Source organism: Thalassospira xianhensis MCCC 1A02616 (assembly GCF_003326475.1).
GTDB classification, from domain to species: Bacteria; Pseudomonadota; Alphaproteobacteria; order Rhodospirillales; family Thalassospiraceae; genus Thalassospira; species Thalassospira xianhensis.
On record NZ_JPWA01000011.1, the window covers coordinates 33,778 to 55,816 of the forward strand.

The 22,039-nt window shown below is 55.6% G+C and carries 17 protein-coding genes; 9 read left to right on the plus strand and 8 right to left on the minus strand.

Features of this window, described 5'->3' with window-relative positions; genetic code table 11:
* Position 1: 1 nt before the first annotated feature.
* A complete protein-coding gene (locus tag TH5_RS10710; protein WP_114121862.1) occupies positions 2 to 190 on the plus strand; it encodes a Trm112 family protein in 189 nt (62 codons plus the stop codon).
* A gap of 14 nt (positions 191 to 204) precedes the next feature.
* Entirely contained in the window at positions 205 to 591 is a 387-nt protein-coding gene (locus TH5_RS10715) for a gamma-butyrobetaine hydroxylase family protein (protein ID WP_114121863.1), read from the plus strand.
* Positions 592 to 700: 109 nt separating this feature from the next.
* On the opposite strand, the gene TH5_RS10720 is transcribed toward TH5_RS10715, so the two are convergent.
* Both TH5_RS10720 and TH5_RS10725 read right to left on the minus strand, forming a co-directional pair.
* Positions 701 to 1,366: an OmpW/AlkL family protein gene (locus tag TH5_RS10720; RefSeq protein ID WP_114121934.1), complete on the minus strand. Its 666-nt coding sequence runs from the start codon at positions 1,364 to 1,366 to the stop codon at positions 701 to 703.
* 204 nt (positions 1,367 to 1,570) lie between these two features.
* On the minus strand, positions 1,571 to 2,728 hold the full coding sequence (locus TH5_RS10725) for a UbiH/UbiF/VisC/COQ6 family ubiquinone biosynthesis hydroxylase (RefSeq protein ID WP_244204880.1): 1,158 nt from the start codon (positions 2,726 to 2,728) through the stop codon (positions 1,571 to 1,573).
* Between TH5_RS10725 and TH5_RS25310 the strand changes: the two genes are divergently transcribed.
* The 7 genes from TH5_RS25310 to TH5_RS10755 all read left to right on the plus strand — a co-directional run bounded on the left by TH5_RS25310 (position 2,708) and on the right by TH5_RS10755 (position 12,464).
* Positions 2,708 to 3,160 (plus strand): hypothetical protein, encoded by a 453-nt coding sequence (locus TH5_RS25310; protein ID WP_147250093.1) that lies wholly within the window; start codon positions 2,708 to 2,710, stop codon positions 3,158 to 3,160. The two genes, TH5_RS10725 and TH5_RS25310, sit on opposite strands and share 21 nt — an antisense overlap.
* 152 nt (positions 3,161 to 3,312) lie before the next feature.
* Positions 3,313 to 3,651, plus strand: coding sequence for a P-II family nitrogen regulator (locus TH5_RS10730; RefSeq protein ID WP_007088725.1), 339 nt, complete (start codon positions 3,313 to 3,315; stop codon positions 3,649 to 3,651).
* A 23-nt stretch (positions 3,652 to 3,674) separates the two neighbouring features.
* Positions 3,675 to 5,003, plus strand: a complete 1,329-nt coding sequence (locus tag TH5_RS10735; protein WP_062950926.1) for an ammonium transporter family protein — start codon at positions 3,675 to 3,677, stop codon at positions 5,001 to 5,003.
* Positions 5,004 to 5,348: 345 nt separating this feature from the next.
* Positions 5,349 to 6,587, plus strand: a complete 1,239-nt coding sequence (locus tag TH5_RS10740) for an ammonium transporter (protein WP_114121865.1) — start codon at positions 5,349 to 5,351, stop codon at positions 6,585 to 6,587.
* Positions 6,588 to 6,777: 190 nt separating this feature from the next.
* Positions 6,778 to 7,986: an aminotransferase class I/II-fold pyridoxal phosphate-dependent enzyme gene (locus TH5_RS10745; RefSeq protein WP_114121935.1), complete on the plus strand. Its 1,209-nt coding sequence runs from the start codon at positions 6,778 to 6,780 to the stop codon at positions 7,984 to 7,986.
* Positions 7,987 to 8,033: 47 nt separating this feature from the next.
* A complete protein-coding gene (locus TH5_RS10750; RefSeq protein WP_114121866.1) occupies positions 8,034 to 10,514 on the plus strand; it encodes a DNA translocase FtsK in 2,481 nt (826 codons plus the stop codon).
* 264 nt (positions 10,515 to 10,778) lie between these two features.
* Positions 10,779 to 12,464 carry a methyl-accepting chemotaxis protein gene (locus TH5_RS10755; protein ID WP_114121867.1) on the plus strand — a complete coding sequence of 562 codons (1,686 nt, stop codon included), beginning with the start codon at positions 10,779 to 10,781 and terminating at the stop codon, positions 12,462 to 12,464.
* A gap of 84 nt (positions 12,465 to 12,548) precedes the next feature.
* Here TH5_RS10755 and trxA read toward each other — a convergent pair whose 3' ends face one another.
* The 6 genes from trxA to tsaE all read right to left on the minus strand — a co-directional run bounded on the left by trxA (position 12,549) and on the right by tsaE (position 21,909).
* On the minus strand, positions 12,549 to 12,869 hold the full coding sequence (gene trxA, locus TH5_RS10760) for a thioredoxin TrxA (RefSeq protein WP_007088718.1): 321 nt from the start codon (positions 12,867 to 12,869) through the stop codon (positions 12,549 to 12,551).
* A 104-nt stretch (positions 12,870 to 12,973) separates the two neighbouring features.
* Positions 12,974 to 16,435 (minus strand): double-strand break repair helicase AddA, encoded by a 3,462-nt coding sequence (gene addA, locus TH5_RS10765; RefSeq protein WP_114121868.1) that lies wholly within the window; start codon positions 16,433 to 16,435, stop codon positions 12,974 to 12,976.
* A complete protein-coding gene (gene addB, locus TH5_RS10770) occupies positions 16,432 to 19,566 on the minus strand; it encodes a double-strand break repair protein AddB (RefSeq protein WP_114121869.1) in 3,135 nt (1,044 codons plus the stop codon). The genes addA and addB overlap by 4 nt, the downstream gene beginning before the upstream one ends.
* Entirely contained in the window at positions 19,566 to 20,339 is a 774-nt protein-coding gene (locus tag TH5_RS10775; RefSeq protein ID WP_114121870.1) for a nucleotidyltransferase family protein, read from the minus strand. The genes addB and TH5_RS10775 overlap by 1 nt, the downstream gene beginning before the upstream one ends.
* Entirely contained in the window at positions 20,339 to 21,436 is a 1,098-nt protein-coding gene (locus TH5_RS10780) for an aminoglycoside phosphotransferase family protein (RefSeq protein ID WP_114121871.1), read from the minus strand. The genes TH5_RS10775 and TH5_RS10780 overlap by 1 nt, the downstream gene beginning before the upstream one ends.
* Entirely contained in the window at positions 21,433 to 21,909 is a 477-nt protein-coding gene (gene tsaE / locus TH5_RS10785) for a tRNA (adenosine(37)-N6)-threonylcarbamoyltransferase complex ATPase subunit type 1 TsaE (RefSeq protein ID WP_114121936.1), read from the minus strand. The genes TH5_RS10780 and tsaE overlap by 4 nt, the downstream gene beginning before the upstream one ends.
* Positions 21,910 to 22,039 lie beyond the last annotated feature (130 nt).

A 22,039-nucleotide genomic window follows, 5' to 3' on the forward strand; every position in this document is an offset into this window, starting at 1 on the left:
AATGACCGCGACTCACAGCCCGGTAGACCCGAAACTGCTTGAAATCCTTGTTTGCCCGGTCACCAAAGAAACACTGGAATATGATCGCGAGCAGAACGAGCTGATCAGCGTCAAGGCCGGTCTTGCCTACCCGATTCGCGACGGCATTCCTATCATGCTGCCCGACGAAGCACGTGTCATCGAAGACTGATTGTGACGGTTTTCATGTCGGAAGACAGCTTTACCCCGCGTTTCAGCCCGGTTGAAATCAACTATCTGCGTGACGAACATATTCTGGAAGTTGTCTGGGATGATGGGCTGACGTCAAAATTCAGCGCCGAACTGCTGCGGGTTGAAAGCCCGTCCGCCGAGGTCCAGGGGCACCATCCATCCGAAAAGAAAATCATCCCCGGACGCCGTCATGTCGGCATCATCGACATTGTTCCGGTCGGAAACTATGCCGTGCGCATCACATTTGATGATCTGCATGATAGCGGCCTGTATAGCTGGCAGTATCTGCGTGACCTGCATGCCAGTCAGGATCAGCTCTGGGCTGATTATCTTCGTGCGCTAGAGATGCGCGGCCTGTCACGCGATCCTGTGCGCCGTTAACGGATTAGGACGCGCTTTTACGGCCCCATAACCAAGAACGGCCCTGCCAAACTGACAGGACCGTTCCTGGGATCAGACAACAAACCGGAAAGTTTGCCGTCGGCAGAGATTAGAAGCGGTAACCGACACCGATACCGAAAATCCATGGATCAAGGTCCACATCAACCTTGGCCGGGGATGCTCCGCCGAGGTCAGCAGTCACCGTTGTGTTCAGGAAAAGCTTCTTGACGTCAAAGTTCAGAGACCACGGACCGGAAATTGCGTAGTCAAAACCGGCCTGGAACGCATAGCCAAAGCCATCATCATACTTGACGGAGTTAGCGGCACCAGATTTCTCGTTATAGAACATGGTGTAGTTCAAACCTGCACCAACATACGGGCTGAAACGCTGATCCGAGAGGAAGTGGTATTGTACCGTCAAAGTTGGCGGAAGCAGATTAACCGAGCCGAGATCAACGTCAGGATTCTGCCATTTGACATCATGCTTGGTCGTTGCTGCGATCAGCTCGAGGGCAATGTTGTCGGTAATGAAGTAAGAAAAATCCACCTCGGGAACGTAATCATTGCTGACCTTGCCTTCCCCGGTAGTAATGTCACTGGTCGAGGTATCTTCGTCCGGCACCACACCAATAACACGGCCGCGAATCAGAATATCGCCCGCCTGTTTGGTTTTAAATGCTGCTTCCTGCGCCTGTGCGCCGGTTGCGGCGATCATCATCGTGCCAACAACAGCACAGCTGGCCACAGTGGCCATCAATTTCCGGGTAAGTGTCATGTTTATCCCCTGCATTCAAAAATACGTCACGGGGACACTGCACCTTCGCAAATGCGAAAAGCTTGACTCAAATCAACATGGACCGACGAAAAGCGACACAATTTTGAATTGTTTTTAACTGCGAGCAAATAACCAAACCAAGAAGCGATCTTTAATTCATAAAAATCGCCTTTTGGCATCGCCCCCCATCTGCATGAGAGAAAATTAAAGCGGCTTACCCTGCATCAGGCGTGGCAGAGTCCCCGCATACCCCATGGCATGAGACATAAAAGTCTTTTTGAGCGGCGGGATTTTCTGCACAACGGCGAGTCCGATATCACGCGCCCAGCTCACCGGTGCAACATCGTTGGAAAACAGCCGATTGGTCAAATCGGTAACCGCCAGCATCACGGTGTTGTCAAACCGGCGCCATCGTTCATATTCAGCCAGAACATCCGAACCACCGATATCGCGGCCAAGGCGGCGGGCTTCGACGAGAATTTCCGCCAGGGCGGCAACATCGCGTATCCCCATATTCAGCCCCTGCCCGGCAATCGGGTGCATGCCATGGGCTGCATCCCCGATCAGGGCAATACGCGGGTCGGTGTAGCGATAGGCATGCTGCAGGCCAAGCGGATAACAGAAACGCGGGCCGATGACTTCAAGATCACCAAGATAACCGTCAAATCGCCGATGCAGTTCATCGACAAAGGTTACCTCGTCAAGATTGACGAGATAATTGGCCAGATCGGTTGTCTCGGTCCAGACGATCGAACAGCGGTCATCGGTCATCGGCAAAATCGCAAACGGTCCGGCGGGCAGGAAATGCTCCACTGCAAGACCGTTATGAGGCACCTTGTGCTTCACCGTACAGACAACGGCACTTTGCTTGTAGCTCCATTCATAGGTCTTGATACCGGCCCATTTGCGCAACATCGAATTGCGCCCTTCGGCCCCGATGGCCAGGGAACCGCGGATAGACCTGCCATCAGCAAGCGTCATCGTCATGCCACCCTGATCACGGGCAATGGTTTCAATACGTGCCGGTGCAACCATTTCGACCAGATCGGTCTCGGTAATGGCGCGATAAAGCGCGCCGCGCGTAATCAGATTTTCGACAATATAACCAAGAGGCCGGTTTCCGACATCCTTGTGATCGTAATGCAGAAATAACGGGCTCGCGCCATCGGCAATCCTGATATCAAGGATCGGCTCGGCCTCGTCAGCCATGTATTTCCACGCACCGATGACATCAAGCACCGACCGGGAAGCCGCGGCAATCGCACAGGTGCGCCCATCATAATTGGCAGAAAGGATGGTTTTCGGGTCAGCCTGATCAATGACAACAGATCGAATACCGCCATGAGCCAAAGCAAGCCCCATCGCAGCACCATTCAGGCCACCACCAAGAATAATGACATCGGTCTGGATCGTTTCCGAAGCATCCATTATGCAAACCCTTACTTTCTTCTGTGGCCGCAGACATCAGAGACCGCCGCAAAGCCAGATCATTTTCCGACAGGTTATACGCAAAAACTGCCGAAAGGTGCTTCTGATTTAACCCGCGGACCTCTTGATCACAAGCCAGAGCGACAAATTGATCATCCAATTGGCGAAAGAACCCAGATTTTATCGGTCCTGATCCCCGATCATGCACCTTGGGTTATCCCGATAAAACCTGCAGACAGCGACATCGCCTTGACTAAAAACGGATTTTCCAGAGCGCCAAGGTTGATTAAAAAATATGCACAAATTTTAAACAGCGCCAAAATCTATGCACATTTTGTATTCTCCGCCCCATTCCGCCTTTGGTGAAAACTCACCCGTTAACCACAGTTAATCATTTTATTTCAATCACTTAAAAGATGAATTTTGAATCTGGCACGATTCTTGGTTTGAAGGTTGCGACTGCGAAATCGTGATTACCACGTCGGTACTCAACGGATATGCCGGGAGGTCGCAATATTATGAAACTCGTTACTGCTGTCATTAAGCCGTTCAAGCTCGATGAAGTTCGTGAAGCGCTTAGCGCGCTTGGCGTTCAGGGCTTGACGGTCACTGAAGTCAAAGGTTTTGGCCGCCAGAAGGGCCAGACCGAGATTTATCGTGGCGCTGAATACATGGTCAGCTTCCTGCCGAAAGTGAAGCTGGAAGTCGCGATCACGGATAATCTGGTTGATCAGGTTGTCGAAGCCATCACCAAAACTGCTCAGACCGGGAAAATCGGGGACGGAAAGATTTTCGTTCTTGATGTGAGCCAGGCGGTACGTATCCGCACGGGTGAAACCGGCGACGACGCCCTGTAAGTCCAGAGACAAGGGGAGACATTATGAACATTCCGATGAAGAAAACCGGCTTTGCCGCTCTTGCCGGGGCCGCTGCGCTGGCAATCACATCACCGGCCTTTGCTCAGGACGCGGGCGTTTCGGCCGAGACCCAATACATCCTCAACACCTTCAGCTTCCTGTTTAGCGGTGCGCTGGTGATGTGGATGGCCGCAGGCTTTGCCATGCTGGAATCCGGCCTGGTTCGTACCAAAAACGTATCGACCATTCTTTTCAAGAATATCGGCCTCTTCGCCGTTGCAGGTATCATGTATTACCTGATCGGCTACAACCTTATGTATATGGACGTTTCCGGCTGGATCGGTTCGCTCAGCCTGTGGAGCGCTGATGACGCTGCTGCACTTGGCGGCGATTTCTCAGGCGGGTATTCGGCGACTTCCGACTGGTTCTTCCAGATGGTGTTCGTTGCAACTGCTGCTTCGATCGTTTCCGGCACCGTTGCCGAACGTATCAAACTGTGGCCGTTCATGATTTTCGTCGTTGTCCTGACCGGCGTTCTGTATCCGATTACCGGTGCATGGACATGGGGCGGTGGCTGGCTGTCGGAAATGGGCTTTGCCGATTTCGCGGGCTCGACCATTGTTCACTCGGTTGGCGGCTGGGCTGCCTTGACCGGCGCAATCATCCTTGGTGCACGTAAAGGCAAATACGGTGCGGACGGTTCGGTTCATCCGATGCCCGGTTCGAACCTGCCGCTGGCAACACTTGGTACCTTCGTTCTGTGGCTCGGCTGGTTCGGCTTCAACGGTGGTTCGCAGCTCGCAATGGGTTCTGCTGCTGACGTCATCGCGATTGCCAACATCTATGGCAACACCTCGATGGCTGCTGCCGGTGGTGTTGTTGCCGCAGCAATCCTGACCCAGATCCTTTACAAAAAGGTCGACCTTACCATGGCACTTAACGGTGCACTGGCTGGTCTGGTCTCGATCACTGCAGGTCCGGACACCCCGACCATCGGTTCCGCCATCATCATCGGCGCCATCGGCGGTATTCTGGTTGTTGTTGCAGTTCCGCTGCTCGACAAACTGAAAATCGACGACGTTGTCGGTGCTGTTTCGGTTCACCTTGTTTGCGGTATCTGGGGCACCATGGCAGTTCCGTTCACCAATGACGGTGCATCGTTTGGTGTTCAGTTGACCGGTGTTGTTGCGATGGGTGCCTTCACCATCATCGCATCGGCAATCGTGTGGCTGATCCTGAAATTCACGGTTGGCATTCGCCTTAGCGAAGAAGACGAAGCACTGGGCAGCGATGCTGTCGAGCTTGGCCTCGAAGCCTATCCGGAATTCGGTAAAGGTTCGCAGCGCTTCTAAGCGATCAGATTTCCTGACGGGTGCCATGCCTGCATGGCACCCTGCCTGTCAGACCGACTGACCCGCCTTGGGATATCCCAGTGGCGGGTCTTTTGTATTCTGCCCATGCTGCCTTTTTAGGCACGATTATGATCACAAGACATGCAAACAGTCCGATCCGGCTGTTACCCCGCTGGATATGAGCGTGATCGATTTTCCCCCGGCAAAGACCCGTTTTCCATCGTCCCGATCAATCAGTTTGCCCTGTTGGCATAGAAATTGATGTTGGGGCCCCTGAACAAGAATCCGGCTGCGCCCCGCAGACCGGACCGTGAGGAAACGCATTTAACAAATGGGGGTTGCCCGATGGAGGCATTCCAGACCGCCTCGGACGTATTTTTCGTCCTGATGGGCGCTATTATGGTGCTCGCCATGCATGCCGGTTTCGCCTTTCTTGAAGTCGGAACCGTACGCAAGAAAAACCAGGTAAACGCACTGGTTAAAATCATCGTCGATTTTGCCGTTTCCACCATTGCCTATTTTTTCATCGGCTATGGCGTTGCCTATGGTGTTGATTTCTTTAGCAATGCCGCGGTTCTTAGCGGATCTGCGATGGTTGACGGACAGCATCTTTTTGCGTCCAGCGGCTATGATCTGGTTAAGTTCTTCTTCCTGCTGACATTTGCGGCCGCAATCCCCGCAATCATTTCCGGTGGCATTGCCGAACGGGCGCGGTTTTATCCGCAGCTGATTGCCACCGCCATTCTGGTTGGCATCTTTTATCCGCTGTTTGAAGGATTGGTCTGGAACAACAATTTCGGCTTCCAGGATATGATTGAGGCCACCTTTGGCGCACCTTTCCACGATTTTGCAGGTTCCATTGTTGTCCACGCGGTTGGTGGCTGGATCGCCCTTGGTGCCGTTGTATCGCTTGGAGTCCGGCGCGGGCGTTACACCAAAACCGGCGGACTGGTTGGTATTCCGCCATCCAACATCCCGTTTCTGGCACTGGGATCATGGGTACTTTGCGTTGGCTGGTTTGGCTTCAACGTCATGTCGGCCCAATCGATTAGCGGCATTACCGGGCTGGTCGCGGTCAACTCGCTGATGGCAATGGTTGGCGGCATTCTGACGGCACTGGTTGCCGGACGTAACGATCCCGGTTTCGTTCACAACGGTGCACTTGCAGGACTGGTTGCCGTTTGCGCCGGGTCGGATGTCATGCACCCGATAGGCGCACTGGTCACTGGCGGTATTGCGGGCGTTCTGTTCGTCTGGGGCTTCAACCAGTGCCAGACCAGATGGAAGATCGACGACGTGCTGGGTGTCTGGCCGTTACATGGCATGTGCGGCCTGATGGGGGGCGTCGCATGTGGCATTTTCGGGCTTGAAGCCCTTGGCGGCATGGGTGGCGTTTCATTCGGCGCCCAGCTTGCCGGATCATTGATCGGAGCAAGCTTTGCCGCAATCTCGGGATTTGTGGTTTACGGCACGATCAAACGGACCATCGGCCTTCGACTGTCCGAAGAAGACGAGTTCGATGGTGCAGATATATCCATCCATAAAATCGGCGCCTATCCCGAGGATGATCTGCGCGCAAGCTGATCTGCCAATTCTTTGCCCATATTTTCTGTCAAAAGCCCGGAAAGCGCATCTTTCCGGGCTTTTTCGTTATTCGAACCCTTGCCCTTAAATCTTTCTTTGTATTTTTGGCATAGGGGTAAAGTCAGGGGAGATTGCCCACATTTTAGAGACATCACATTCTGACGCCTGTCGATATGTGATGGAACCAATCATGACCGGAATGCCGAACGCGATGTTTAACCAGCGCCTTGATCAGTTGCCCGCCTATCCATTTCCGAGGCTTGCCGCCCTGTTAGAGGGGATTGAACCCGGCAAGACGCCCTTGGTGATGTCGATTGGCGAACCGCAGCACGAACCGCCCGCGATGATCACCGAGGCGATGGTGAAATATGCCAGCCTTTGGCATAAATATCCGCCTGGCAATGGCACGCCAGAGCTGCGCAGCGCCATCAAGGGATGGCTTGATCGCCGTTATAACCTGCCCGATGGCATGATTGATCGTGACGCCCATATCCTGCCCGTCGCGGGAACACGCGAAGCCCTTTATCTGATCGCGACCTGCGTCATTCCGCAGGATCAGCCCGGCCCGAAGCCCAAGGTGCTTCTCCCCAATCCGTTCTATCAGGTCTATTGCGGTGCCGCGGTTCTTAATGACGCGGAAATGGTGCCGCTGGCAGCAGATCCGGAAACGGATTTCTTGCCTGACCTTGATCAGATCGATATCGAAACGCTTGAAGCCTGCAGCCTGTTTTTCCTGTGTTCACCAGCCAATCCGCAAGGGTCTGTTGCATCACGGGACTATCTTGAACGTATCATCGCCATGGCACAGGAACATGATTTCGTTCTGGCGATGGATGAATGCTACGCCGATATCTATGATCGCGAGGCCCCGGTTGGCGCACTTGAAATCTGTGCGGCACAGGGTGGCAAAATGGATAATGTGGTTGTTTTCCACAGCCTGTCGAAACGATCCAGCGCGCCGGGGCTCCGTTCCGGCTTCGTCGCCGGCGACCCGGTAATCATCAAACGTTTCAATGCATTGCGCAGCTATTGTTCGGCCACCATTCCGATGCCGATCATGGCCGCATCCGCCGAACTTTGGGCCGATGACGCACATGCATCGCAAAACCGCGACCTTTACCGCGCCAAGATTGATGTGGCGCAGGAAATCTTTGGTAACCGGTTTGGCTTCTATCGTCCGCCGGGGGGCTTTTTCCTGTGGCTTGATGTCGGTGATGATGAAGCTGCCACCCGCAAAATATGGGCAGAGGCAGGCGTGAAAGTCATTCCGGGCAGCTATCTGTCGATCACGGATGCCGATGGCAACAACCCCGGAAAACGCTTTATCCGCATTGCGCTTGTCCATGACCTTGAAACCACCCGCGAAGGGCTTCGGCGTATCGCCGATGCGCTGAGCTGAACCACGATTACCTGACCAATAGCGACGAAACGACAACGGATACCCCGATGAGCAGTCAGTCCAACCTTCTCGCACGCAGCACCGCCTTCATGCCGGGCAGTCTTGTCAATCTGCTGAAACGAAGCGGATTGCAAATCTGCGGGCTTGTCCTGGTTGGTGCGGCAGTTGCCGTTTTCATGATGCTGATCGGCTTCCATCCCGGTGATCCGTCCTTCAACCATGCCGCTGATCGTAATGTGATCTTTAACCCGCTTGGCACATTCGGGGCCTATACCGCTGATCTCTTGCTTCGCACACTCGGTCTGGCTTCTGCCCTGCTGACGGTTCTGCTTCTTGGCTGGGGTTTGCGGCTGATTGCGGTTCGTCCGTTTAACTGGATGTGGGTACGTTTTCTGGTTCTGCCTCTCGCCCTGTTGCTCGTCGCGACGGCGGCTGCGGCCATTCGTCCGGGCATGCATTGGCCTCTCACGGTCGGGTTTGGCGGTTTTGCGGGTGATTTGCTGCTGTCCAAGCTTCAATACGGTTTCGAATTGATTGGTGTGCCAGGTGCGCGTCCGCTGATTGCGCTGATCGCGATGGTACTTGGCCTGTTCCTGACCATGTTCTGCATGGCCTATCATATGTCTGAATGGCAGAAGGTCGGATCGGTCCTGTCGCGTATTGCTGGCGGTATTATTTCAGGAATTGGTCGGGCCATCCCCGGTAATTCGACGGATGATCGCCCGGGTGAACGTACAGCCGCCCGTAATCCGCGGATGCGTCAGGAACCGTCACTTGATAAGGGGAAACCCGGCCTCGGTGCTGCGATCAGTACCCGCCTGCAAGCGGCAACATCGTCAAATAACAACAACGACGATGATGATTTCGATGATGATTACAACGAAGCGGACCACGCCCCGCCGGTTCATATCGTCGCCGCACCGGCAGCAAAATTGCAGCCCGGCGAAAAGGCATCGGCCCAGCGGCAAGCATCGTTCGATCTTGGATCAGACGATTACCGGTTCCCGCCGCTTAGCCTTTTGCATGAACCCGACCCGGCAGACGCACCCCAGATCGATCAGGAAGCGTTGGCACAAAATGCCCGCCTTCTAGAAACCGTTCTTCAGGACTTCGGTGTTAAGGGCGAAATCGTTCAGGTTCGCCCCGGTCCGGTTGTTACGCTTTATGAACTTGAACCGGCAGCAGGCGTTAAGTCATCACGCGTAATCGGTCTGGCTGATGATATCGCGCGCTCCATGAGCGCGATTGCCGCCCGTGTAGCGGTTGTGCCGGGGCGCAATGTGATCGGTATCGAATTGCCGAACGCGCGCCGCGAAACCGTGCATCTGCATGAAATTCTGGCATCCAGCGATTTTGAAAAGAATACCGGCAAGCTCAATATGAGCCTTGGCAAGGATATCGGCGGTACGCCGGTGATTGCCGATCTGGCGAAAATGCCGCACCTGCTGATTGCCGGTACGACCGGTTCGGGCAAGTCGGTTGGTGTGAATGCGATGATCCTGTCGTTGCTTTATCGCCTGAAACCGGAAGAATGCCGTTTCATCATGATCGATCCGAAAATGCTGGAACTGTCGATTTACGACGGTATTCCGCATCTTCTGACGCCGGTTGTGACCGATCCGCACAAGGCGGTTGTGGCCCTTAAATGGGCGGTGCGCGAAATGGAAGATCGTTATCGCGCCATGAGCCAGGTCGGTGTGCGTAACATCGCGGGCTATAACAAACGCATCAAGGAAGCGGCGGCCAAGGGTGAGCAACTGACGCGGCGCGTTCAGACGGGCTTTGATCCGGAAACCGGCAAACCGATCTTTGAAGATCAGGAACTGCCGATGGAGCCGCTGCCGTTTATCGTGGTTATCGTCGACGAAATGGCCGATCTGATGCTGGTGGCGGGTAAGGATGTCGAGGCATCGATCCAGCGCCTGGCACAGATGGCGCGTGCGGCCGGGCTTCATCTGATCATGGCAACCCAGCGCCCATCGGTCGACGTTATTACCGGTACGATCAAGGCGAACTTCCCGACGCGTATTTCCTATTCCGTGACATCGAAAATCGATTCCCGGACCATCCTTGGCGAAATGGGTGCCGAACAGCTTCTGGGTCAGGGGGATATGCTTTATATGGGCCAAGGCGGCCGATTGCAGCGCGTCCACGGTCCGTTTGTATCGGACGAGGAAGTCGAAAGCATCGTTGCCCATCTGCGCGATCAGGGTGACCCGGCCTATCTTGAGACCGTTACCGAAGAACCCGAAGAAGACCCGGTCGCGGCCTATATGGCCGGGGGTGGCGGTTCAGACGGTGGCGGGAATGGATCGGATGATGATCTGTATAATCAGGCTGTCGGCATTGTCCTGCGCGAGAAAAAGGCATCCACGAGCTTCATCCAGCGCAAATTGTCGATCGGCTATAACCGTGCCGCCCGCATCATCGAACAGATGGAAGAAAACGGGATTGTTTCATCCGCCAACCATGTCGGCAAACGCGAAGTCCTGATGGAAAACATGGACGGGTCGCCCTACGAGTACTGATCCGCCTGCAACCAAAAACATCATCAACAAACGAAAGAGGGATGTCATGTGCATCCCTCTTTCGTTTGCGAACCTTGCCTCAGGACTGATTTCACTGAGGATTCTTTATTTTATCACGGGTTTTCTGATTTCGATCAGGAACAAATGGCAAAACTCTTTTTATAAAACCACACATCTGCACAACCTTATGTTGCAGTTATGCTGGTCTGACAGCTTGTGCTGACTGCAGTTTCCCGCCGTTAACATCCAAATACGGAGAACCCGATGAAACTCTCCAATTTCTCGCTTTCCGCCAAATTGCGGATGGTACTGGTAATGACGGCTTTTGCCCTGGGCGGTCTGGCGATCATTGATCTTGTGACCCTGCGATCTGCACTGGTCGAAGAAAAGAAAGCCAATGTCCGGCAAATCGTCGATATGACCCGTTCGACCTTTAGCCATTATGATCAGCTCGCCAAATCCGGTGAGATCACCCTTGAAGAAGCACAAACCCGTGCAACTGAATTCATTCAGAATGCCCGTTACGCCGGCAATAACTATGTGTTTGTACTGGGCCTTGATACCAAGGTCATCCTGCATCCGATCCAGCCAAAACTGAACGGCCAGAACGGCAAACAGGTGATTGACGTCAACGGTGTTCCGATCCTTGATGAAATGGTCAAGGCAGCCCGTAATCCCGAAGGCGGTTTCCTGACCTATGAGTGGAACAAACCGGGGCATGACGGGGTATTTCCCAAACTGGCCTATGCCGAAACATTCAAGCCGTGGGGCTGGGTGGTGACAACCGGCGTTTATATCGACGATGTTGACGGGATTTTCTGGCAGACGGCCATCAATGATATCGCTGTGGCGATTGCCATGCTGATCGTCATCGGAATGGCCGGACTTGCGATTGACAGATCAACAACCCGACCCTTGCGAATGATCACCGAGGCGCTCAACAAACTGGCCCAAGGCGATACCAGCGTCACCACAAACGAAACAGATCGACGTGATGAAATCGGTGCCCTGGCCCGCTCGCTTGACGTTTTCAGATCAAACCGCGAACAGGCCGAAAAGCTTGAACAGGAGCAGAAAGATACACACAAGGTCCAGATTGCCCGCGCAGAAAAGATCGAAAAGCTGATTAAAAGTTTCGAGACCGAAGTCGAAGGCAATCTGTCGACGGTTCACAGCGCGTTGGAGCAATTACGCACCACGGCAACAGGCATGGCCAGCCAGTCCGACGCAACCACCGGGCGCGCGGCAAATGTTGCAGCAGCAACCGAACAGGCGGCGGCCAATGTGGATACCGTTGCCGCCGCCGCAGAACAGCTTGCGGCATCGATAGATGAAATCACGTCACAGGTTTCGCGGAGTTCGGACATCGCCCAATCGGGTGCAACCGAAGCCGATGAGGCAAGCACGATTTTTGCCGAACTGGGAACAGCGTCCGACAAGATCGGCGAGGTGGTTGAACTCATTCAATCAATTGCTGAACAGACAAACCTTCTGGCGCTTAACGCCACCATCGAGGCCGCACGTGCCGGTGATGCCGGCAAGGGCTTTGCGGTTGTGGCCGCCGAGGTCAAAAACCTTGCCAACCAGACCACACGCGCAACCGAAGATATCGCAGGCCAAATCGGTGGCATTCAGGAATCGACGCAGAATGCACTTGGCGCAATCAAGCATCTTTCCGGTCGGATGAAGGAATTGAACGAGGTCGCGGCCAGCATTTCCGCAGCAGTCCGTGAACAGGATGCCGCCACTGCGGAAATCGCCCGTAACGTCGCCGAGGCAGCAACCGGAACCAAGGACGTCGCGCAAAATGTTATCGGTCTGCGCGAGGCGGCCGAGGAAGAACGCGAGGCATCCGGTCAGGTTCTGGCGGCATCCGGCAGCCTGAACAACAAATCACAGAATCTGATGACACAGATAAAGCAGTTCCTGAACGATATCAGGGCAGCGTGATTATTAACGCCAATCTGACAAAAAAGGCGGGCTGTATGACACAGCCCGCCTTTTGATGTTTTAAGATCGTCACCGATCAGATGATCAGATCGACTGATTGATCCAGTCAACCAGAGCGCTTTTCGGCAGCGCGCCAACTTTCATCGCTGCAACTTCGCCGCCCTTGAAGATCATCAGGGTCGGAATACCGCGCACACCGTATTTCGCCGGGGTGTTCGGGTTTTCGTCGATGTTTACCTTGGCAATCTTGAGCTTGCCGCCCAGTTCGCCAGCTATTTCGTCCAGATACGGCGCGATCTGTTTACACGGGCCACACCATTCCGCCCAGAAATCGACGAGAACCGGGTCGTTGGAACCCAGAACGTCGGAATCGAACGAAGTATCGGATACTTTAATCGTGGTCATACTATCAGTTCCTGGTTGTTACGAGGCCAAGTGGGGTAAACCGCTCACCTCGATCCGCTGTATGGAGGCAAAGGTAGGCAGCACTGACGCAAACGTCAAGCGCGTTACAGTCTCATGATGTGTTCGGGCAGCTCTACCATCCATGGTCCATTGGTCCAAAGGATGAAACAGCGAATGCGTTTGTCCGGATACATCTGGCTTAATGCGGCCCGGTAAATCGACATCTGCCGACGATAGGCACGTGGTGTCCCCTCGACATCGCGCGGGGGCGGACGATTTGTTTTAAAATCAACGATCATGACCTCGTTTTCACGCACAACCAGACGGTCAATCTGGGCGGAAACGACGTCCCCGCCGACGATCCCGACCAGCGGCACCTCGGCCTTTGATCCGGCATCAAAAACAGGTGCAAATTCGGGATTTTCAAAAATCGCGATTGTTTCATTGGTGATTTCGCGCTGCTGGTCTGCATCAAGCGCATGAACCGGCTGGGCAAGGAACCGTTCGGTAGCTGCCCGCCTTTTGGCTTCAGGCAGATCCGGCAGCAATTCAAGCAGTTTGTGGATCAGAAGCCCGCGTTTGAAGCTTTGACCCTGATCCCCGCCCAATGGCGATTGCACAGACGGTTCTTCTTCCAGCGGGCGGCTGGGTGCCAGTGGCTTGGGCGGAAAGGCCTCGATCGGGGCGATATCGCGAATCAGGGTCCGTTTGGGCAAATCTGTCGCACCGATTGCGGTTTCGACCTTGTCGGCCCGGGGTGCTTCGCGCTGATCGGTTTCCCATACCCAGCCATCACCGGCCCAGCCGGACCCGGAAAAATCGGAAAAATCAAACGGCTCGGACCGGGCGTAGCCCTCCATCGCCTGCTGGCACAGATTGTACCAGCAATGATCGGGTGCCTTGCGCTTGCCCTGCCAGCCGCAGATATAAAGCCGGTCCTCGGCACGGGTCAGGGCCACATACAGCAGGCGATTATATTCCTGATCGCGCTTGATCGCGATACCATCACGCAGGCGGGACACCACATCGGTTTCCAGTGCCACACGCGGCAGCCAATACATCAGGTCGCGATCTTCCTGCCAGAACAGGTTGGGGGCCTGAGTCGGCACCTGCATGGTATCGGGCAGGAACACGATGGGCGCCTGCAGGCCCTTGGCCCCATGCACCGTCATGATCCGGACCTCGTCACGCCCGCTTTGTTCAAGGTCACGCTTGATTTCGGCATCGCCCGCCATCAGCCAGTGCAGGAACCCCTGCAAGGTCGGGGCGTGATCGGCTTCGTATCCCATCGCGAGGTTAAGGAATTCGTCAATCGGGTCGTTTGCTTCGATCCCGAGCCGCCCGACCAGACGTGCCCGCACCCCACGCGCATCATCACCGCGCCCGCCCAGAAGTTCGGCAAACAGTTCGAACGGACGTTCGTAGTCCACACGTCCCAGCCATTTCGACAGGAATTGATAGGCCGAAAGGAAAGCCGGATCGGCATTATCACTGCCTGCCTTTTCGCGCAAAGCCAGCCAAAGAGTACGCGGACGGTTATGGGCGATTGCAAATAGCTGATCATCGTCAAACCCGATCAGCGGGCTTTTGAGGACCTCGGCCAACGTCAGGTCGTCTTCGGGCATCAAAAGGAACCGGCCAAAGGCGATCAGGTCCATCACGGCAAGCTGATCGGTGATCTGCATGCGGTCAACACCGGCGACCGGGACATTGCGTTCCTTTAACGCCTTGACGACCTCGTCGACAAAGGCGGTACGACGCCGCACCAGGATCATGAAATCACCCGCCCGTACTGGACGATCACGCGATATCAGTTTCTCGCCCGTATCGATGGCATGGCGGATACGCCCGGCAATGACTCGCGCCAGTCTGATTTCCGGGTCTTCAAGGCGCACGATGCGGGTTGGTGGCGTCCATGGGTCTTCGGCGTCACGTTCCTGCGGTTCGACCGCGGGCCATAATTCAATCCGGCCGGCCTGCCCGACGCGGAACGGGCTGTGGCTGACATCAGCACCATCATCGCCGACACCCTGCTTTGCGATCATCCCGGCAAAGACCCGGTCCACCGTGCCCAAAACCGCATCGGTCGAACGGAAGGATATGTTCATCGGGACTTCGCGCCATTCGGCTTCGATTTCGCGTGCCCGTTCGCGGAAATAGGCCCGCATCTGGGTGAATTTTTCGGGATCTGCGCGCTGGAAGCTGTAAATCGACTGTTTCGCATCCCCAACGGCAAAGATTGTGCGTGGCTTTTCATCATGTTGCCCGGCACCGGCAAAGAATTCCTCGGCCAGAATGCGCACCACTTCCCATTGTTCGGGGTTGGTGTCCTGTGCCTCGTCAATAAGGATATGATCAAGACCTTCGTCCAGTTTGAACAACACCCACCCGGCAATCCCGGCCTGTTGTTGCAATAACCGCAGGCTGGTCAGGATCAGATCATCATAATCAAGGCGGGCATGCAGGGCCTTTTTGGCCGCATAGCGATCCAGCATCGCATTGCCGATGCTGATCAGGGCCGCCGTCGCCCCGGCCAGGGCTGCGGCCTTGCGCAATCGGTCGACTTCGATCAGGCGCGCGCATTCCGCTTCCAGCGCATCGGCCCCCATCGGGTGATTTTCGGCGGCCTTTTTCGTAATCAGCTTGGCGCGTGGTTCGCCCGCCGCGGTAAAGAAGACACCGCGATAATCGGAAAATACCGCCAGCCGATCCTCGATACCGGTTTTTTCAAGAAACTGGGCAAGTGCAGGGACGCGGTCCTGATCTATTTTGGTCCCGGCCTCCAACGCAGCCAAGCCGCGCATCAGGCCATCGCGGTCAAACGCATCATCAGACAGGGCCTTGCGCAATACTGCATCTTCGTCCTGCCCGACCGGAACGCCAAGGGCTGCATAAACCGCATCACGCATCCGGTTTGCACCACCATGATGGGCCAACATGCGTTTCAAACGGCCACGTTCACGCGCCAGTTCCCCCATGACTTCGCCAAAGGCACCTTCGCGGACCTGTCCGGTCACGACCGACAGGGCATCCGCCAGATCGTCGTCCCGGCCATTTCGGGCAAAGGCCAGTACTTCTTCCTGAACGTCGGCCATGGTTTCGGCCGCGGTGCGGTCATCCATGATTTCAAAATGCGGTGCCAGCCCGGCTTCGAGCGGGAAGCGGCGCAATAATGACTGACAAAAAGCATGGATCGTCTGGATTTTCATCCCGCCCGGCGCATCAAGAACCGATGCAAACAGGCGACGCGCGCGACGCGTTTCATCGCCACTGGGTGCGGTTCCGGCCAGATTGAAAAGATCGTCATGAAGTTCACGATCTTCCATGGTGGCCCAATGACCCAGCCGTTCATTGACGCGGTTGGCCATTTCCGCCGCGGCGGCCTTGGTAAAGGTCAGGCATAGGATGCGATGGGGCTCGGTCCCCGACAGCATCAGGCGCAGTACCCGATCCGACAGAACCTTGGTCTTGCCGGCCCCGGCCGATGCCGACACCCAGACCGACGCCATCGGATCGGACGCATTGCGTTGCAGGATATTGGGATCGGTGCCGCGAATTTCGGTCATGCGTCACCATCCTTGTTCTCGTTGCCGTCCGCCGTCTCGACATCCTCGCTGCCCATCCATTCGCGAAGACGCGCCAGATGGACGTAATCGGAATATTTCGGCGCATGATCCGGGTGCGGCACACTGAGATAAGGCGTTTTTTCATCTGCGAAGGCCTTGGCCAACACATTCACCCCCGCAACCGCATCACGCGCCAGTTCTGCCGGCGTGGTTTTCATGCGTTTGGTGTCAATTTCGCGGATTTCACCCGCCGGATCACCGCCGGAAAGTTTCCAGAACGCCATGGAAGCCGGTGGACCAGCCGGAACATCCTTAAATCCGCCATCCTGCGCAATGGCGGCTTCAAGCGGCAATTGCGGAGCGAAGCCACTGGCAACATCGGCTTGGCTCGGCGGCATCCCGGTTTTGTAGTCAATGATCGCGATCCCGCCATCGCGCAGCACGTCAATCCGGTCCGCCCGGGCATAGACTTCGAACCCTGTCGCGGTTTCCAGCGTACCGGATTGTTCGGTATAGGATTTGCGCACATGATCACGGCGGGCGGCCTCCGTCTGGATGAACCAGCGGGCAATCCGTTCGAACCGCGGCCACCAGAACGCCCAAAGACCCGGACGGGCAGCAAGCGGCTTGAACACTTCACGTCCGATCATGATCAATTGATGTTCGCCATCCGGTGGCAGATGATCGGGATATTTCGAAATAAACTGATCAAGGGCATCATGGATAAGATTGCCGTAATCCGCTGCACCGGGATCTTCATCCACGCCATCGAGTTTGCGCAAACCAAGGATATGCCGGGCATAGATCGCATATGGATCACGCATCCATGTTTCAATCTGGGTAACCGACAAGCGCTGCGGCCGGGCCGAAACCGGTGGCGTCGGCGCGGGTCGGCCAATTTTGCGGCGCATGTCATCGCGCGGTTCATCGAGCAGATCGGCCATCGCACGCCATGCATGGGCGTCGGGTTTCTCCATTGAAACGCCCGACTTCCGAAGAATGTTTTCAATCCGTAACAACCAGCGGGACGGCACGGTCGGCGTGCCTTCAACGCGCAAGGCACGGGTCATCACAACGTCTGGTGCACAAAATAGCTGCTGAAAATCATGGGCCGACTGACCAACGCGATGTTCTGGCGCAGGCAAGCCAAAATTGCGCCGCATCGGACGGCTCATCCACGGATCGGCACCGGCTTCGGGGGGCCAGACACCTTCGTTCAATCCACCCAGAATGGTCAGATCGGCCTGTTGCATCTGGGCTTCGACCGTTCCCCAGATAAACAGGCGCGGATGTTTGCCAAATTTCGGACGAACGGCACGCTCTGCCATCAAGGCATCCAGAAAGGCCGCGTACCGGATACCCGGCATGGGGACGAAATCGGTTAATGCCTGAAGCAGTTCATGGACAAAATCGGCAAGGGCCTCGCCCGCTTCGCCGCGCCATAGGCGCTCCGCCCCGTCCTGCACATCGCTTGCCGCTAAGGCCTCGGCAGTCTGAATGTGACAGCGCAAGGCACCAACCGGTGAGATCGATTTTTCATCCATCAGATCAAGCAACGGTGCCAAACAGGTTTCAAACCGCGCGATCAGGTCGGAAAGCCGTGCATGATCATCACGGAGACGTTCAATCCGCGGGGTCGCATTATCCGCACCAGACGCGGTGATGCGATCAATCGTCTCGTCACGCCAACCATCCAGCGCCACCTGCAATCCGTCCAAACCCGGACCGGGACGTGCGCCGCGCAAAACATATTGTTCCATCTGACGGGTCAGGACACGGAACTGTTCGGGCGGCAACCCTGCCGCACTTAGCGGATGTTTGAGAAGCTCCAGCAAGGGCACCGGGGCAAACTGTTCCTGCACCGCACGCACGACAAGGCGCAGATAAATGGCAGGTGCAGTGTCATGCAAGGGGATACCGGCCGAGTCATCAACCTCAACCTCCCAGCGGCGAAGTTCGGTTGCCACGCGTCTTGCCAGTCCCCGATCCGGTGTTACCAGTGCGCATGTCTTGCCCGGCACTTCAAGTGCATCACGCATCAGAAGGGCAATTGTAGCGGCCTCTTCGCGGGCGCCGGAACAATCGACACGCAGCACACCGTCAAGCACATCAGGTGCAAAATTACCAACATGGCGCCACTGATCGGTGGTTTGCGCCGGGCGCAGAGCTTCGCGGGCCAAACGCCGACGTTCTTCCTGCGCGGGGTTCGCCGCCGGGACCGAGGGCCAAAGCAGAACCGTCGCCGGATCACGCCCGATATGACGCAATGTCGTACCCAAAAGATGTTGCGGATGGGTGGCATCCTCGCCAATCGCCTGCCAGTCATCCCGCGCCAAACCCGTCATCAGGCCCGGCAGGACCACACGACCATGCGGCATGTTCAAAACCGCGCTCATCAGATCGCGCAATGCCGGAAACGGGCCGGTTGAGCCTGCGACAATAATTGGTGTCGCGGGCGGGTTTTCGCGCCAAAGCGTGATCTGGGCGGCAATCAGGGCATTGCGGCGCATGGCCCGGTCGCTGACCTGATAGGTTTCGAGAATGGCGGGCCAGTGCAAGGTGAGGATTTGCAGGAATTCCAGCGTCAATTGCCAATGTTCGGCAAATTCGGCAGGCACCAGCCCCTTAAGATCATCAAATTTGCAATTTTCGGTCTGCACCTGATCAAGAAACCGCGCCAGTTCGCCCGCAAGACGGGCGGCCTGATCCGCGGTTGGCTTATCGCCCTTGTGATCGGGCCGGTTCATGATCAGGCGGGTTAACAGCAATTTTCGTTGTAAATCCGGAATGGATGGCGGCAGATCAAGGGCTGCCTGCTCCCCACCGGCACCATAGATTGCCAGTTCATCCTCGTCTGCCTCGCCCAGCGCGCGGATGGTTGGCAGCATCGTCACCGCCCCATTCGATTGACGCAGAAACGCATCGCGCATCACCTTGGCCGAACGGCGATTGGGTACCATCAGGACATAGTCGGACAAGGCAACGGGCTGGCTGGCCGTTTCGGCAATCAGCTGTTTTGCAATCAGATCGGCAAAGGGGGCACCGGGCGGGATATAAAACAGGTTTTCCGGCTGTGCCGCCGGTGCGGCAAAGGTATCGGCGGCGTCCATATAATCGAACAGATCCGCCATCAGCCGCCCCCGGCTTTGGCTGCTTTGGCCATTCTGGCGGCACCTTCATCCGCCAAAGCTTCTGCGATGACGATTTCAGCATCGGCCAATGCTTCTGGCGTGCCGATATGGAAATAATCCCCGTCATGGACCAGACCAAAGCAGCGCCCCGATGCCAATGCCTTGTCGTAAACCAGATTTGATGAAAACGCGCCATCAGGAGTATTTTCAAACAGCTTCGGCGACAGGATTTGAACACCGGTAAAGAAATACGGGGCAGACGCAGCATCGCCACGACGCTTCAACCGGCCATCGACCTGCCAGAAGAAATCACCCGCACCGTCATAACCAAACGCCCCTTCGACCGGATAGATCGCAAGCAACGCATCCATATGATCCGGATCGAATGCCTCTGTCAGGCGATCAAAAAGCGGCTCCGTCCCCTCGGTCCAGAAAACATCCGCATTGGCAACCAGCACGGCCTGATCATCCAACATTGGCAGGGCCTTTTTCACCCCACCGCCTGTTTCAAGCAAGTCTTCCTCGGGCAAACAAAGAACCCGCGGCAGGGTCCGGGTGGCGACGTGGTCTACAATCATCTGACCCAGATAATGGCTGTTGACCACCGCCTGATCAAAACCCGCCAAAGCCAGCTTATCCAGTACATGATCGAGCATCGGCTTACCAGCAACCGGCACCAGCGGCTTTGGCATATGATCGGTGATCGGACGCATGCGTTTGCCAAGCCCGGCAGCCAGGACCATTGCTTGCGCCTTTGCGTTCTTATCACTCATCAGGATGCCCCCTGTTCGGACGATTGCTGTCGGCTTAAAAGTGACGGGGCCATTCGTGCCTCAGCCGGGATATGATGTCCAATCCATGCGGCTAGTTCAGGCAGATTTCGGTCTGCATCGCGCAGGATCAATTCCCAGCACCGCGGGATGAAATCGAAATACCGTCGCTTGCCTGCCTTGATCGCCAACCAGCCAAACCGGCCCAATATCCTGAAATTCCTTACCATATTGCAGGCTGCATAAGACATTTCGAAATCAGAACGATCAAGATTTTCAAAAGCGGCGTAGTATCGATCCTTCAGGCTGTTTTCAAGTTCGACACCAATATCATGACGTACATCGCGCAAAAGCGACACCAGATCATAGGGCCGCGGGGCAATTGCTGCGTCCTGAAAATCAATGATGCCGCAATCTTCGCCGCCCTCGTCATTTTCAACCAGCATCAGATTATCAACGTGATAATCACGGTGAATGATCACCTCGCCGGATTTCCAGCAGTTCGGCAACACGACCTCAAGCATGGCATCAAACTCGCTAATGGCACGGCTGCGCTTTGCAACATCCGTCACGATCAATGGCAAATAATCGGCCTTAAAGCTTTGCAGCATGCGCTTGAAATTGTCTGGTCCGTATCGGACCAGCCCGGAATCCGCACTTTCAAACCGGGTATCACAATATTGGTGCAGGGTGATGAGCTGATCCACCGCACGCAGATAAAGTGCCGGTTTGGAGGCTTCGCTCAGATCAAGTGCGCGGGTAAAGGTCAGATCGCCAAAATCCTCGATCAGGACAAGGCCAAGCGCAACATCGCTTGCATATATCGCGGGGATACGCCAACCCGCTTGCGAAAGCAGTGATGTCGTTGCAATAACCGGCGTGACCGAAGCCGGACGTTCCGGGTTTTCATAAATACCGTGCGGATCGACACTGATCGCGTCCGGCGGAAAATCCATCAGAAGGGCGGTCTGCCGCCCATTATCCAGACGGTAATATTTACGCGCCGATGCATCATCAACCAGTGCGACGGGTTGAATATCAGCCCAGCCATTGTCGCGCAGAAATCTGTCGATGGCATCCTGACGTCCGATCGCGGTCATGATGCGCCCCCCGGCAGATTTGCAATGCGTTTTTCCCAATCCTTGCCATGCGGGACCAATTGAAAAACGCGCGCATCAGGATTCGATCCGGGTTCGATATGAATATCAAGCCGGTCTTGCGGCGTCAGATATTCCAACCTATCAGGCCATTCAATCAGACTGACACCATCGGCAAAGGCATCCTCGATATCAAGTTCGTGGATTTCTTCGGGATCGGAAAGTCGGTAAAGATCGAAATGCCAGACCGGGACCGGATCAAGTTCATAAACCTGAACCAGCGTGAAGGTCGGACTTGGAACTTCTTCATGCGGATTACCGGCAAGCGCGCGGATATAGGCGCGGCAAAACGCGCTTTTCCCCATCCCCAACGTCCCGTGCATCAGGATCACGTCACCGGCTTTTGCCAGGGCGGCAAGCTGTCCGGCAAGGATTTCGGTACCTTTCTGATCACTGACAGTGACTGTCTTGCTCATGATATCCGTCGAATAATTGTGTTCTGATCCTAGTTGTAGGGTGATGGACCCACCCTTCGCAATGATTTTACATGCATCGGATAACGCAGGCAGCAGTTTGCCAAACAACCTGCAAGAAAGGCCGGTTTAC